The organism is Claveliimonas bilis, assembly GCF_020892095.1.
Classification (GTDB): Bacteria; Bacillota; Clostridia; order Lachnospirales; family Lachnospiraceae; genus Claveliimonas; species Claveliimonas bilis.
The window spans coordinates 864,984-878,616 of record NZ_AP024845.1 but is presented as its reverse complement, the minus strand read 5'-3'; the positions used below and the strand labels follow the sequence as shown (position 1 = coordinate 878,616).

16 protein-coding genes are annotated in these 13,633 nt (G+C 42.5%); 15 read left to right on the top strand and 1 reads right to left on the bottom strand.

Going from position 1 to position 13,633, the window contains the following annotated elements:
* The first annotated feature begins 4 nt into the window (after positions 1–4).
* From map to EUBC25_RS04350, 11 genes are all read left to right on the top strand, one after another.
* Positions 5–760: a type I methionyl aminopeptidase gene (gene map, locus EUBC25_RS04400; protein ID WP_230106986.1), complete on the top strand. Its 756-nt coding sequence runs from the start codon at positions 5–7 to the stop codon at positions 758–760.
* A 16-nt stretch (positions 761–776) separates the two neighbouring features.
* Positions 777–1,034, top strand: coding sequence for a KOW domain-containing RNA-binding protein (locus tag EUBC25_RS04395; RefSeq protein ID WP_230106985.1), 258 nt, complete (start codon positions 777–779; stop codon positions 1,032–1,034).
* 5 nt (positions 1,035–1,039) lie between these two features.
* Positions 1,040–1,258, top strand: a complete 219-nt coding sequence (gene infA, locus EUBC25_RS04390; protein ID WP_004607275.1) for a translation initiation factor IF-1 — start codon at positions 1,040–1,042, stop codon at positions 1,256–1,258.
* A gap of 156 nt (positions 1,259–1,414) precedes the next feature.
* Positions 1,415–1,528, top strand: coding sequence for a 50S ribosomal protein L36 (gene rpmJ, locus EUBC25_RS04385; protein ID WP_005339020.1), 114 nt, complete (start codon positions 1,415–1,417; stop codon positions 1,526–1,528).
* Positions 1,529–2,020: 492 nt separating this feature from the next.
* Entirely contained in the window at positions 2,021–2,389 is a 369-nt protein-coding gene (gene rpsM, locus EUBC25_RS04380) for a 30S ribosomal protein S13 (protein WP_076780581.1), read from the top strand.
* Between the two features lie 51 nt (positions 2,390–2,440).
* Positions 2,441–2,836 carry a 30S ribosomal protein S11 gene (gene rpsK, locus EUBC25_RS04375; protein ID WP_230106984.1) on the top strand — a complete coding sequence of 132 codons (396 nt, stop codon included), beginning with the start codon at positions 2,441–2,443 and terminating at the stop codon, positions 2,834–2,836.
* An 18-nt stretch (positions 2,837–2,854) separates the two neighbouring features.
* The gene (rpsD, locus tag EUBC25_RS04370; protein WP_230106983.1) at positions 2,855–3,448 is read left to right on the top strand and encodes a 30S ribosomal protein S4; all 594 of its coding nucleotides are present in this window, start codon (positions 2,855–2,857) and stop codon (positions 3,446–3,448) included.
* Between the two features lie 57 nt (positions 3,449–3,505).
* Positions 3,506–4,465: a DNA-directed RNA polymerase subunit alpha gene (locus EUBC25_RS04365; protein ID WP_230106982.1), complete on the top strand. Its 960-nt coding sequence runs from the start codon at positions 3,506–3,508 to the stop codon at positions 4,463–4,465.
* 157 nt (positions 4,466–4,622) lie between these two features.
* Complete coding sequence (locus EUBC25_RS04360; RefSeq protein ID WP_230106981.1) at positions 4,623–5,159, top strand: bL17 family ribosomal protein; 537 nt, start codon at positions 4,623–4,625, stop codon at positions 5,157–5,159.
* Positions 5,160–5,548: 389 nt separating this feature from the next.
* Complete coding sequence (adhE, locus tag EUBC25_RS04355; RefSeq protein ID WP_230106980.1) at positions 5,549–8,170, top strand: bifunctional acetaldehyde-CoA/alcohol dehydrogenase; 2,622 nt, start codon at positions 5,549–5,551, stop codon at positions 8,168–8,170.
* Positions 8,171–8,420: 250 nt separating this feature from the next.
* Positions 8,421–9,176, top strand: coding sequence for an aminoglycoside phosphotransferase family protein (locus EUBC25_RS04350; RefSeq protein ID WP_230106979.1), 756 nt, complete (start codon positions 8,421–8,423; stop codon positions 9,174–9,176).
* Positions 9,177–9,262: 86 nt separating this feature from the next.
* Here the strand turns inward: EUBC25_RS04350 and EUBC25_RS04345 are convergent, their stop codons facing one another.
* A complete protein-coding gene (locus tag EUBC25_RS04345; protein ID WP_230106978.1) occupies positions 9,263–10,303 on the bottom strand; it encodes a 3D domain-containing protein in 1,041 nt (346 codons plus the stop codon).
* 112 nt (positions 10,304–10,415) lie between these two features.
* Between EUBC25_RS04345 and EUBC25_RS04340 the strand changes: the two genes are divergently transcribed.
* The 4 genes from EUBC25_RS04340 (at position 10,416) to EUBC25_RS04325 (ending at position 13,615) form a co-directional block, all read left to right on the top strand.
* Complete coding sequence (locus EUBC25_RS04340; RefSeq protein WP_230106977.1) at positions 10,416–11,006, top strand: DUF1444 domain-containing protein; 591 nt, start codon at positions 10,416–10,418, stop codon at positions 11,004–11,006.
* Positions 10,987–11,859 carry a Cof-type HAD-IIB family hydrolase gene (locus EUBC25_RS04335; protein ID WP_230106976.1) on the top strand — a complete coding sequence of 291 codons (873 nt, stop codon included), beginning with the start codon at positions 10,987–10,989 and terminating at the stop codon, positions 11,857–11,859. The genes EUBC25_RS04340 and EUBC25_RS04335 overlap by 20 nt, the downstream gene beginning before the upstream one ends.
* Positions 11,860–11,895: 36 nt before the next feature.
* The gene (locus EUBC25_RS04330; protein WP_230106975.1) at positions 11,896–12,723 is read left to right on the top strand and encodes an undecaprenyl-diphosphate phosphatase; all 828 of its coding nucleotides are present in this window, start codon (positions 11,896–11,898) and stop codon (positions 12,721–12,723) included.
* A 115-nt stretch (positions 12,724–12,838) separates the two neighbouring features.
* Positions 12,839–13,615: a basic amino acid ABC transporter substrate-binding protein gene (locus tag EUBC25_RS04325; protein ID WP_230106974.1), complete on the top strand. Its 777-nt coding sequence runs from the start codon at positions 12,839–12,841 to the stop codon at positions 13,613–13,615.
* Positions 13,616–13,633: the final 18 nt, after the last annotated feature.

Sequence of the window (13,633 nt, the reverse complement as noted above, 5' to 3'; positions counted from 1 at the left end):
ATCTATGTCAATTACGATAAAATCTTCCAGAGAAATTGAGCTGATGACAGAAGCAGGAAGAATTTTGGAAATTGTTCATAACGAACTTGCAAAAGCACTGCATCCGGGTATGAGCACTCTTGATATTGACAAACTTGGGGAAGAGGTGATACGCAGCTACGACTGTATCCCCTCCTTCCTGAATTATAACGGGTATCCGGCATCCATCTGCGTATCAGTAAATGATGAAGTTGTGCACGGGATTCCCAGCCCCCACCGAATCATTCAGGATGGCGATATTGTCAGCCTGGATGCCGGTGTGATCTATAAGGGGTATCACTCTGACGCTGCGAGAACTCATGCAGTCGGCGAGATAAGTAAAGACGCGGCAAAGCTGATCGAAGTCACGAAACAATCCTTTTTTGAAGGTATAAAGTATGCAAAAGAAGGCAATCATCTATTTGATATATCTTCTGCCATAGGCCGGTATGCGGAAAGCTTTGGATATGGAGTTGTCAGAGATCTGTGCGGACATGGCATCGGTACCAGTCTGCATGAAGCTCCGGAAATACCGAACTATGTACAGAAAAGGAAAGGCGTACTGCTGAAAGCAGGTATGACCCTTGCTATTGAGCCAATGATCAACTCCGGAACATGGGAAGTGAACTGGATGGATGATGACTGGACAGTCGTGACAAAGGATCATTCCTTATCGGCGCATTATGAAAATACTGTGCTGATCACAGAGGGTGAGCCGCAGATACTGACTTTGACGGAATAAGTAAAAGGAGCGGCTGATGGAAAGATATAAGGCGGGAATGCTTGCCAGATCACTGGCAGGACATGACGAAGGACAGATATATGTAATAATTGAAAGCGAAGCTTCATATATATATTTAGTGAATGGGAAAAACAGAACGCTGGATAGGCCGAAGAAAAAGAAAGCGAAGCATGTCCGCCTGATTCGGGAAGAACACGATATTGCCGGAATAAATGATGCTGGAATACGGAAAATCATAAAAGAGTTTGTGAAAGAAGGAAAACAGGAGGAATAGAGAAAATGTCAAAAGCTGACGTAATTGAAATTGAAGGAACTGTAGTAGAAAAACTGCCGAACGCAATGTTTCAGGTAGAGCTTGAAAACGGACATCAGGTATTGGCCCACATCAGCGGAAAACTGCGTATGAATTTCATTAAAATCCTTCCTGGTGATAAGGTAACACTGGAGCTGTCTCCGTACGACCTTTCAAAGGGAAGAATCATTTGGAGAGATAAGTAATATTTTTGAGATTTTAAATAAGAAATCTATTGACTTTGCTTGATGCGTAGTGCTATACTATATAAGCGCGTTTCTGGGTATTTCTATGCCTTGTTACGGGATGCCCGGAAAATCAGTGCAGGAACAAGCAGGCAATGGATGAAAGGAGGATTTGACGTGAAGGTTAGATCATCAGTAAAACCAATTTGCGAAAAATGCAAAGTTATCAAAAGAAAAGGAAGCGTTCGCATTATCTGCGAAAATCCAAAGCATAAACAGCGTCAGGGCTAATACTGAACACTTAGTGAATGCAAGCGGCTACGCGCAGCATGAACTTAGTGAGAAGATTCGTCCCAAGCGTTAGTGAACGCAAGTCGTCAGAGGAAGCGTGAGCTTAGGCGCACGGACGTGTAGATCTATGTTAGCAGATTGATAGTTTATGTACCAATTTAGGCGGCTGATAGCATGACACACCAGGGTGTGTGTGGAGTGGTCGTGCTATTTAATATACATGAAACACCGACAAGGGCAGTGGTTTCTGCAAGGTGGCTTCTAGTATATTGCTTACAATACCGGCGGTCATTGGCCGATTTGAGATCGGTTGCCGGAAAGGGTGTGAATACCGACACGCCTGGGCTGGGATATCGGATAAGATATGAGTTGTCTTTCTTTATGGAAAGAACGGCTTCACAGAATTCCGGTAGGGTGACAAGAGAAAGCAGTTTGCCCGCAGCCTCAATTTAGGACAATATTAATTTAAAGAATCAATGGAGGGAAAATCACATGGCTCGTATTGCAGGTGTAGACTTACCAAGAGACAAACGTGTTGAAATCGGACTGACATATATTTATGGTATCGGAAGACCGAGCGCAACTCGTATTTTGAAGGAAGCAGGAGTAGATCCTGATATCCGCTGCAGAGATCTGACAGATGAAGATGTTAAAAAGATCAGTGCAGTAATTGATGAAACACAGATGGTAGAGGGTGATCTTAGAAGAGAGATCGCTTTAAATATTAAGAGACTGCAGGAAATCGGATGCTACAGAGGTATCCGTCATAGAAAAGGACTCCCGGTTCGCGGTCAGAAGACAAAGACTAACGCAAGAACAAGAAAAGGTCCAAAGAGAACAGTTGCAAATAAGAAGAAATAATTTAGTGTTTGAGTGAAACAATACAAAAATTAAGAAAGTAGGTTAGTTTAAATGGCAAAGAAAGTTACAAAGAAAGTGACAAAAAGACGTGTCAAGAAAAACGTTGAACACGGACAAGCACATATCCAGTCATCTTTTAACAATACAATCGTAACATTAACAGATGCACAGGGAAATGCTCTGTCATGGGCAAGTGCTGGCGGTCTGGGATTTAGAGGTTCAAGGAAATCTACTCCATATGCAGCTCAGATGGCAGCAGAGACAGCTGCTAAAGCAGCATTGATTCATGGACTGAAGACAGTAGATGTTATGGTAAAAGGACCGGGTTCAGGAAGAGAAGCGGCAATCCGTGCTCTTCAGGCATGTGGAATTGACGTTACAAGCATCAAAGACGTTACTCCGGTACCGCATAATGGATGCCGTCCACCGAAACGCAGAAGAGTCTAATTAGGAGGTAAATGAAAAATGGCAGTAAATAGAGTTCCGGTTCTTAAAAGATGCCGTTCACTTGGCATGGATCCAGTTTATCTTGGAATTGATAAAAAGTCTAACAGACAGCTCAAAAGAGCAAACAGAAAAATGAGCGAGTATGGTCTTCAGCTTCGCGAAAAACAGAAAGCAAAATTCATCTACGGTGTATTGGAAAAGCCGTTCAGAAATTACTATAAAAAGGCAAAACAGCAGAAGGGTATGACAGGTACCAACCTGATGGTTCTTCTGGAGTCAAGACTTGACAATGTAGTATTCCGTATGGGATTTGCAAGAACACGCCGTGAAGCAAGACAGATCGTAGACCACAAACATGTTCTTGTAAATGGAAAACAGGTAAACATTCCGTCTTATCTTGTGAAGGCCGGAGATGTAATTGAGATCAAAGAAAAATGCAAAGGTTCTCAGAGATATAAAGACATCCTTGAGGTAACAGGCGGACGTCTTGTGCCGGGATGGATCGAAGTAGATCAGGAAGCTTTGAAAGGTACAGTAAAAGAACTGCCGACTCGTGATGAGATCGATGTTCCGGTAGATGAAATGCTGATCGTCGAGCTGTATTCTAAATAATTAACTTAGAGAATTACCCTTCGGTAATCCGAACAACCCACAAGGAGGGACCGCATAGTGTTTGATTTTAATAAACCAAATATTGAAATTACAGAAATATCAGAAGATAAGAGATATGGAAGATTTGTAGTAGAACCTCTGGAAAGAGGATATGGTACAACACTTGGTAATTCTCTTAGAAGGATCATGCTTTCTTCTCTTCCTGGAGCTGCAATCAGCCAGGTGAAGATCGACGGAGTGCTGCATGAGTTCAGTTCTATCCCGGGTGTAAAAGAAGATGTTACTGAGATCATCATGAATCTGAAATCACTGGCAATCAAGAATACGTCCGAGACCGATGAGCCTAAGACTGCATATATTGAGTTTGAAGGCGAAGGAGTCGTAACCGGAGCTGATATTCAGGTGGATTCTGACATTGAGATCATGAATCCGGAGACTGTCATTGCTACATTAAATGGCGGCGCTGACAGTAAGCTCTATATGGAGCTGACGATCACAAAAGGACGCGGCTATGTAAGTTCTGACAAGAATAAGAGCGAGGAGCTTCCGATTGCAGTGATTCCGATCGACTCTATCTATACACCGGTTGAACGTGTCAACCTGTCTGTAGAAAATACTCGTGTCGGACAGATCACTGATTTCGATAAACTGACATTAGATGTCTGGACAAACGGAACACTTCTTCCGGATGAAGCTGTAAGTCTTGCGGCAAAAGTACTTAGCGAACATTTGAAACTCTTTATCGATCTGTCTGAAGTAGCGCAGGCTGCAGAAGTAATGATCGAGAAAGAAGATGACGAAAAAGAGAAAGTACTGGAAATGAGCATTGATGAGCTGGAACTTTCCGTACGTTCTTACAATTGCCTGAAGAGAGCAGGAATCAATACAGTAGAAGAGCTGACAAACCGTACTCCGGAGGATATGATGAAAGTCCGCAACCTGGGACGCAAATCCCTGGAGGAAGTATTAGCAAAATTAAAAGAACTTGGCTTGGAGTTAAGCCAAGGAGAGGAGTAGAGAGGGCGAAGCCCTCGATGCCGATTGAACTGCTAATGTTCAAGCGGCTTCCACACTTATTGCCCTGTCTGTCAGTAAGCCCGAAGCGCATGGCAGCGGCATTTGGCTAGTAAGCCCGAAGATGCATAACCAGATGTGAAAATGGAGGATATGAAAAATGGCAAAATATAGAAAACTTGGCAGAACATCAAGCCAGAGAAAAGCGTTACTTAGGAACCAGGTAACAGCATTGTTGAATAACGGAAAAATCAGAACAACTGAGGCAAAGGCAAAAGAGATCCGTAAAATGGCAGAAGGTCTGATCGCACTTGCAGTAAAAGAGAAAGATAACTTTGAAGAAGTTACTGTAAAGGCAAAGGTTGCACGTAAAGACAAAGACGGCAAGAGAGTAAAAGAAGTAGTAGACGGTAAGAAAGTTACAGTATACGACGAAGTTGAGAAGAAGATCAAAAAAGATATGCCGTCCAGACTTCATGCAAGACGTCAGATGCTGAAAGTTCTTTATCCTGTAAAAGAAGTTCCGAAGACTCCTGCAGGAAGAAAGAAAAATACAAAAGAAATCGACATGGTTGCAAAACTTTTTGATGAGATCGCACCAAAATATGCAGATCGCAACGGTGGCTACACAAGAATCATCAAGATCGGTCAGCGTAAAGGTGACGCAGCTATGGAAGTTCTGATCGAGCTGGTATAATCTGTTCGTGAAAAAGGTGAAATATTACTTGCGCTAAGCAAGGGAGAAAACAGGATGAAATCCGAAAACAGAAGGATTTCGTCCTGTTTTTATTTAGCAGGAAATCTTTTGAAAGAGAAAGATAAATATTTAACGAAAAATTATCGAATAAAATTAAAAAATCTTTTGTGATTCATTGAGGCATAGAGGCAAGGGAGGTTTTAGAGAAAAAAATAAGTAATAATACACAAAAAAGCTCATATAAACAATGAAAAGTAAGTGTAATATGTATAAAAATAAGAAAATGATAAAAAAATAACAATTTTATATTGACAAATAATTAACGATTAGGTATACTAAACCCATCGAAAAGAAAAGCAAGAAAGACTATTTACACGGAGGATATGAAAATGGCTAAAAAGAAAGAAGAAGCGGTGGTACCGGAAATCGTAGACAGCGTAGAGAGCCTTGAAGCAAAGATGAAAGCAATGCGCGAGGCACAGAAGATTTTTGCAACCTATACGCAGGAGCAGGTAGATAAGATTTTCTTTGAAGCGGCAATGGCTGCAAACAAAATGCGTATTCCCCTTGCAAAACAGGCAGTGGAAGAAACAGGGAGAGGCGTTGTAGAAGATAAGGTTATTAAAAATCATTACGCAGCAGAATATATTTACAATGCATACAAAAATACAAAAACATGCGGCGTGATCGAGGAAGATAAAGCATACGGAATCAAGAAAATTGCAGAGCCGATCGGACTTGTCGCTGCAGTTATTCCTACAACGAATCCGACATCAACAGCAATCTTTAAAACATTGATCTGTCTGAAAACAAGAAATGCGATCATTATCAGTCCTCATCCGGCAGCAAAAGCTTGTACGATTGCAGCGGCAAAGGTTGTTTTAGAGGCAGCTGTAAAGGCAGGCGCTCCGGAAGGGATTATCGGATGGATTGATACTCCTTCGCTGGAACTTACAAACACTGTTATGAGGGATGCGGATATCATCCTGGCAACAGGCGGACCGGGAATGGTAAAATCGGCCTACTCCTCCGGAAAGCCGGCGTTAGGTGTAGGCGCCGGAAATACACCAGTCATTATTGATGACACAGCAGATATCAGAAATGCAGTAAACTCTATCATCCATTCCAAAACATTTGACAATGGTATGATCTGTGCTTCGGAACAGTCAGTAACTGTACTGGAGAGTGTATATGAAGAAGTGAAGAAAGAATTTGCATACCGCGGATGCTACTTCCTGAAACCAGGGGAAGAGCTGGATAAGGTACGCAAGACTATCATTATCAATGGTGCGCTGAATAATAAAATTCCTGGAAAAAGCGCTTATGAGATTGCACAGCTGGCAGGTGTTGATGTGCCGGAAAATACAAAAATCCTGATCGGTGAAGTAGAATCTGTTGATATTTCTGAGGAATTTGCACATGAAAAACTTTCGCCGGTACTTGCAATGTACAAGGCTAAAACATTTGATGAAGCACTTTCAAAGGCAGAAAGACTTGTTGCAGACGGTGGATACGGACATACAGCAGCCCTTTACGTACATCCGGCAGAGACTGAAAAAATTGCAAAACATGCAGCAGCAATGAAAACATGCCGTATTTTGATCAATACACCTTCTTCACAGGGTGGCATTGGTGATCTTTATAACTTTAAACTGGCGCCTTCTCTTACTCTTGGATGCGGTTCCTGGGGCGGAAACTCCGTATCAGAGAACGTTGGAGTAAAACATCTGATCAACATTAAGACAGTTGCCGAGAGGAGAGAAAATATGCTTTGGTTCAGAACACCGGAAAAGGTTTACTTTAAGAAAGGATGTATGCCGGTTGCATTAGATGAGCTGGGAACAGTAATGCACAAGAAAAAGGCATTCATCGTTACAGATACATTCCTTTATAAGAATGGCTATGTTGCTCCGATCGAAGAAAAATTAGATGAGATGGGAATCCAGCATACATGCTTCTACGAAGTTGCACCGGACCCGACACTGCAGTGTGCACGCAGAGGTACAGAGCAGATGAGACAGTTTGAGCCGGATACGATCATCGCTTTAGGAGGCGGTTCCGCAATGGACGCTGCCAAGATCATGTGGGTAATGTATGAACATCCGGAAGCAAACTTTGAAGATATGGCAATGGATTTCATGGATATCCGTAAGAGAGTATATACCTTCCCGAAGATGGGAGAAAAAGCTTACTTTGTAGCGATTCCGACATCTTCCGGTACCGGATCTGAGGTGACGCCGTTTGCAATCATTACAGATGCAGATACAGGCGTAAAATGGCCTATCGCTGATTATGAATTACTGCCCAATATGGCGATTGTAGATGTAGATAATATGATGACACAGCCAAAGGGACTGACAAGCGCATCCGGTATTGATGTTATGACTCATGCGATTGAAGCGTATGTTTCTATTATGGCAACAGACTATACAGACGGAATTGCGATGAAGGCAGTTAAGATGGTATTTGATAATCTGCCGTCAGCATATGAAAATGGAGCAAATGATCCTCATGCCCGTGAAATGATGGCAAACGCTTCCTGTATGGCAGGTATGGCATTTGCAAATGCCTTCCTGGGACTGAACCATTCTATGGCTCATAAACTTGGTGCATTCCATCATCTGCCGCATGGAGTCGCAAATGCAGTGCTGCTGACAGAAGTTATGCGCTACAATGCAGCGGAAGCTCCGACCAGAATGGGAACATTCTCACAGTATCAGTATCCTCATGCGCTGGCAAGATATGCAGAGCTTGGACGTTTTGCAGGATGTCAGGGCAAGACAGATCAGGAAGTATTCGAGAACCTTCTTGCAAAACTGGAAGATCTGAAAGAAAAGATCGGTATTAAGAAATCGATTAAAGAATATGGCATCGATGAAAAGTATTTCCTGGATACGCTGGATGAAATGGTAGAACAGGCATTCAATGACCAGTGTACCGCAGCAAATCCAAGATATCCATTGATGAAAGAAATGAAAGACATTTATCTTAAATGCTATTATGGCAAATAGTTTTTCTCATAAGTTTTTCTCACAGAAAGAGGTGTGCCCGGCTGGGTGCACCTCTTTCTATGGTGTTCGTGTATATGCCGGTTCTTGTAGAAAAAGGAAATAGCACATATTTGAAAATGTTAATTAAATAACAATAAAAATAAAATAAAAAAATAAGTTAAGAAAATATCAAAATGTATTTAAAAATAAAAAAGGCAGGAGTATAATATAGATAACAGGAAAACGGAACACTTATAAAGGAGGTAAGCTTATGGATATGGGAAAATGCAGACTGATCGTGGAACGGCCATACAAGAAAGTATATCAGTGTGAGGACAGTATTATCAAATTGTTCAGTGAAAAACACCCCAAGGTAGATATTTTTAATGAAGCATTGGAAAATGCCCGTGTGGAAGAATGTGGGCTGGATATACCTAAGCTACAGAAGGTAGAAAATATAGACGGAAAATGGGCGCTGTTTTTTGAATACAGAGAAGGGAAGACTCTGGAGGAAATGATGAAAGTAGATCCGCAGAATCTGGATAAATATATGGAGGATTTTGTGGATCTTCAGGTGAAAGTACATTCTAAGAAGGCGCCTATGTTATCCAATATTAAAGATAAACTGCGCCGGCAGATTAACAGCATCAAAGAACTGGATGCAAGCCAGAGATATGAACTGCTTACCCGTCTTGAAAGCATGCCAAGGCATGATAAGCTTTGCCACGGGGACTTTAATCCAAGTAATATTATTGTAGGCAAAAATGGAAAGATGTCAATTGTAGACTGGGCTCATGCAACGATCGGAAATGCCAGCGCTGACGCGGCAATGAGTTATCTGCTTTTTGCCCTGAAGGATCAAAAGGCAGCAGACCTGTATCTTAAGATGTTCTGCAGAAAGTCAGATATAGCAGTTCAGTATGTGCAGCAGTGGCTGCCTATTGTCGCAGCTGCACAGCTTACAAAAGACAATGAGCTGGAAAAGGATTTTCTGATGCAGTGGATCGATGTTATGGATTATCAATAAATTGCTGATAGGGGAAAGCCAAACGCTATAAAAGAGTAAAAAGGATGCGTGTCAATTGCGGGACACGCATCCTTTTTCTGAACGGTTTAGTTTGCACGATAAACCTCGGCATAATATACACCATATGCAAGAGCAGTAGCATGGTCACTGACAAAGATATCGATTTTGTTTCCTTTAATCGCACCGCCGGTATCTTCTGCCGTATAGACATGTCCATTGATGATGACCTGTGAACCGAGAGGAATTACACTTGGATCTACTGCAATTGTACGACCGGCTGTGGGAACCGTACCGCTTGCTGTATGAGAACCGCCCCAGGAACCGGTACAGTAAAAGCAGGAGCAGTAGTGCGTGATCTTAAAGCGCCCCAGGCTCTGCTTTCCATCGGTGGAAACGTTGGAGCCTCCTGATCCTGATCCGGAAGAGCCCTGCTGGGCATCCTGAGCTGCATTCTGCTGCGCCTGACGCGCGGCTTCTTCAGCGGCTTTCTGCTGTGCAAGAAGGGCTTCGGCTTCTTTTGCTGCCTGCAGCTGATCCTTATATTTTTCCAATTCACTGGATTTGGAAGAAATTTCATTTTCAAGTTCAGTGCGGGTAGCATTTACCTGTTCCTGCATATCAGCCAGTTCTTCCTGCTGTTTCTTTAAGGTGTCACCTTCTTTTTTGATTTCGTTCTGGGTATCCTCCAGTTCCTGGAGCATTTCCCGGTCATATTCGCTGACATTTTGAATGAAGTCAGTCTTATTCAGGAAATCAGCCATATCTTCTGCTGAACAAAGCAGTTCAATAAAACTTGTATTTCCCGCCTCGTACATATATTTGATCCGAAGCTTCATTGCTTCATATTGTTCCTCGCCTCTTGCCTGTGCCTCTTTCATTTTTTCCTGTGTAACTTTCATTGCGGAGCTGGTTTCCTCCATCTTTGAGGAAAGATCTTCCAGTTCGCCGCTAAGAGTATTCAATTTTTTGTTCAGATTATTTAATTCGTTCTCTAATCCATCTGTTTGTTTTTCTAATTCTTCCGTAGAAGGGTCTGCGTATACCAGAATGCTCGTACACCCCATGACTGTTATGCATCCGGCAAGCAGGCCGACGCGCAGCATGCGTTTTAATCTTGTACTAATCATATACATATCCTTTCTTTCGGCGAGTGCGTATCTATTATACAACAAATTGCTTTATTACGCAAATTTTGTTATGATAAAACATGAAAAATCTATCATACCGGAGGGGAAACAGATGAAGAAATATGAAGAAGAACATTATCTTATGGAAAATATAAAAGACAAAATTTATCCATGGGTAAAGTATGAACTAAGAGACAGCCATGCGCTGAACGGGAAAAACATTTCCCAAAAGGATACGCCGCTGATCGCCTTTGCAGGAGAGCTGACGGTTTTGCTGGTTATACAGAGAGGGGAAGATGCATATGAAATCATTAAGGACAATATGCTTCCTCCTGACTTCGACATAGAACAGCTTTACTATACAGCCTGTGAAAACCTTGCAAGAGATATAGAATTTGTAGTGTCAAATACATGGTACGGAGGGTTTGGCATTGTAGCCGACGGCCATCATGAAGCAAGCTCTCTGTGTCTGCAGCACATCTGGAATGTGTGTGCCGAGAAGCTGGACGATGATCTTGTGCTCATGGTGCCTTCCAAGGATCTGGTTTTGTTTGCCCCGGCAAAACAGGAGGAAGTAGTAGGCAAGATGATCGACTTCGGAAAAGAGGCATATGAAAGAAGTCAGGATAGAATCAGTACAGAACTTTTGATTTTTACAAAAGACGGAAAGGAACTGCTCGTATATGATAAAATGCAGCACTGACAGAAAGAAAACGGGGAAAAAGATCAGGATGATCGCACTCGACCTGGACGGTACTTTGCTTACCAGCGATAAAGTCCTGACGGATCGTACAAAGGATGTTTTAAGGAGAGCGATCGAACAGGGCATTGTTGTTCTGCCTGCAACAGGGCGTCCTCTCTCCGGCATTCCAAAAGAGGTTATGGAATTTCCGGGAGTGAGGTATGCAGTTACTGCAAATGGTGCCCGGATCGTGGACAGTTTGGAGGGACGTATCCTTTATGAGGATCAGGTATCCTATGAAAACGGGAAAAAGGTATTGGAAATATGCGGAAAGTATGACGCACTCCTGGAGGTGTACTATAATGGAGTGGGATATACGGAAGAAAGCGCTCTTAATAGGCTGGGGGACTTTGTACCAAGAGTTCCCATGGCTGCATACATACTGAATACGCGTCGGCCCGTTGAAAATGTAACAGAGCTTTTTAACAGGAAGAAGCTGCCTACCGATAAAGTACAGGCCATTTTTTCTTCGGAGGAGGATTGTAAAAAAGCCTGGAAAGAAGTAGAAGATCATATTCTGGATATTGAGATTACAGGAGCGCTGTGCAATAATATAGAAGTAAATGCCAAAGGAGTAAATAAAGGCAAAGGGATTTTGATGCTGGGAAAAATTCTTGGCATTGAACGGGAAGAGATCATGGCCTTTGGAGACGGACGGAACGATACGGCTATGCTGCAGGAAGCCGGATTGGGTATTGCAATGAGCAATGCAGTAGAAGAGGCTAAGGCAGCAGCAGATGAAGTGACTCTGTCAAATGATGAGGAAGGTGTGGCCGCCGCCATCGAGAAATATGTGCTGGATGGGGATGTGTGATGCCGGAAAATGACAAAATGAAAGAGGAGAGCGAAAATGTTAGATGTGATTAAGGTAATTATCCTTGGGATTGTGGAAGGTATTACAGAGTGGCTTCCGGTCAGCAGTACCGGCCATCTGATTCTGGTGGGAGATATTCTTAAGCCGGATTTAAGTGATGCTTTTATGGAAATGTTTAATGTTGTCATTCAGCTGGGGGCAATTATGGCAGTTGTAGTTTTGTATTTCCATAAGCTGAATCCATTTTCTCCGAGAAAGACACAGAAACAGAAAATGCTGACATGGCAGATGTGGATCAAAGTGCTGATCGCTTCTGTCCCGGCAGGAATTGTGGGTGTGCTTTTTAATGACTACCTGGATGCTGTTTTCTATAAGCCGCTTCCTGTGGCAGTGATGCTGATCGTATATGGTGTTCTGTTTATTGTTGTGGAAAATAGAAATAAGCATCAGAGACCAAAAGTAACTAAAATATCCGAGTTATCTGTGCAGATGTTGCTTTGGATCGGTGTATTTCAGATGCTTGCCCTTATTCCGGGAACATCCAGATCAGGAGCTACTATCGTAGGGGCATTGATGATTGGAATTTCAAGAAGTACGGCAGCGGAATTTACCTTTTTCCTTGCAATTCCGGCTATGTTTGGTGCAAGTCTTTTGAAACTGGTGAATTTCGGTCTGTCTTTTACAGCGAAAGAAGCGGGAATGCTTGCTTTGGGATGTCTTGTGTCCTTTGGATTGTCTGTTGTTGCAATTAAATTTTTGATGGGTTATATCAAGCAGCATGATTTCAAAATATTCGGTTATTACCGGATAGCGCTGGGTGCTATTATCATTATCGTGTCACTGGTTCAGTTGATAATTGCATAAGAATCCAAAAAGATACTTGTTTTTTCTTGGTTTCGTGTTAGAATATGTACTAGACTTGAATTTTTATACGCATAAATGATTAAAATAAATGGGGATAATCAGGAGGAAAAGGAATATGAAATGGAAAAAAGTAATCAGTGTAATGTTGGCAGCAGCATGTGTGGCCGGTCTTGCAGCATGCGGCAGCAGTGATTCATCATCAGAGGGCGGAGACAGCACAGAGGAAAAGGATACTCTTGTTATGGCAACAAATGCGGAATTTCCGCCTTATGAATATTATGAAGGACAGGACATCGTAGGAATCGATGTGGATATTGCCAATGCAATTGCAGATGAGCTGGGTATGGAGCTGAAGATCGAGGATATGGCATTTGACTCTATCATTGCTGCTGTAACAAGCGGAAAAGCTGATTTCGGAGCAGCAGGTATGACGGTGGATCCGGATCGTGAGAAGGAAGTCAACTTTACAGATACTTATGCGGAAGCGACACAGGTAATCATTGTAAATGAGGACAGTACGATTGCCGGACCGGACGATCTGGTAGGAAAGAAGATCGGTGTTCAGCTGGGAACAACAGGAGATATGTATGTATCTGATATCGAAGATGCTACAGTAGAAAGATACAACAAAGGATTTGAGGCAGTGCAGGCTCTGACACAGGATAAGATCGATGCAGTTGTGATCGACGGTGAGCCGGCTAAGAAGTTTGTTGAGTCCGCAGAAGGAACAAAGATCCTGGACGAGGCATATACACAGGAAGAGTACGCAATTGTTGTGGCAAAGGATAACGAAGAGCTGCTTGAGCAGATCAACGGAGCGATCGCAGATCTGAAAGAATCCGGAAAACTGGATGAGATCGTTGCAAAATATATTACTTCAGATGAAGAGTAATTCATGATCGGACCAATA

Coding starts and splice junctions, on each gene's coding strand:
- EUBC25_RS04325 (WP_230106974.1), top strand. CDS start 12,839: ATGAAATGGAAAAAAGTAATCAGTGTAATGTTGGCAGCAGCATGTGTG.
- EUBC25_RS04345 (WP_230106978.1), bottom strand. CDS start 10,303: ATGATTAGTACAAGATTAAAACGCATGCTGCGCGTCGGCCTGCTTGCC.
- EUBC25_RS04350 (WP_230106979.1), top strand. CDS start 8,421: ATGGATATGGGAAAATGCAGACTGATCGTGGAACGGCCATACAAGAAA.
- EUBC25_RS04360 (WP_230106981.1), top strand. CDS start 4,623: ATGGCAAAATATAGAAAACTTGGCAGAACATCAAGCCAGAGAAAAGCG.
- adhE (WP_230106980.1), top strand. CDS start 5,549: ATGGCTAAAAAGAAAGAAGAAGCGGTGGTACCGGAAATCGTAGACAGC.
- map (WP_230106986.1), top strand. CDS start 5: ATGTCAATTACGATAAAATCTTCCAGAGAAATTGAGCTGATGACAGAA.
- EUBC25_RS04340 (WP_230106977.1), top strand. CDS start 10,416: ATGAAGAAATATGAAGAAGAACATTATCTTATGGAAAATATAAAAGAC.
- rpsK (WP_230106984.1), top strand. CDS start 2,441: ATGGCAAAGAAAGTTACAAAGAAAGTGACAAAAAGACGTGTCAAGAAA.
- EUBC25_RS04395 (WP_230106985.1), top strand. CDS start 777: ATGGAAAGATATAAGGCGGGAATGCTTGCCAGATCACTGGCAGGACAT.
- rpsD (WP_230106983.1), top strand. CDS start 2,855: ATGGCAGTAAATAGAGTTCCGGTTCTTAAAAGATGCCGTTCACTTGGC.
- rpsM (WP_076780581.1), top strand. CDS start 2,021: ATGGCTCGTATTGCAGGTGTAGACTTACCAAGAGACAAACGTGTTGAA.
- EUBC25_RS04330 (WP_230106975.1), top strand. CDS start 11,896: ATGTTAGATGTGATTAAGGTAATTATCCTTGGGATTGTGGAAGGTATT.
- infA (WP_004607275.1), top strand. CDS start 1,040: ATGTCAAAAGCTGACGTAATTGAAATTGAAGGAACTGTAGTAGAAAAA.
- EUBC25_RS04335 (WP_230106976.1), top strand. CDS start 10,987: ATGATAAAATGCAGCACTGACAGAAAGAAAACGGGGAAAAAGATCAGG.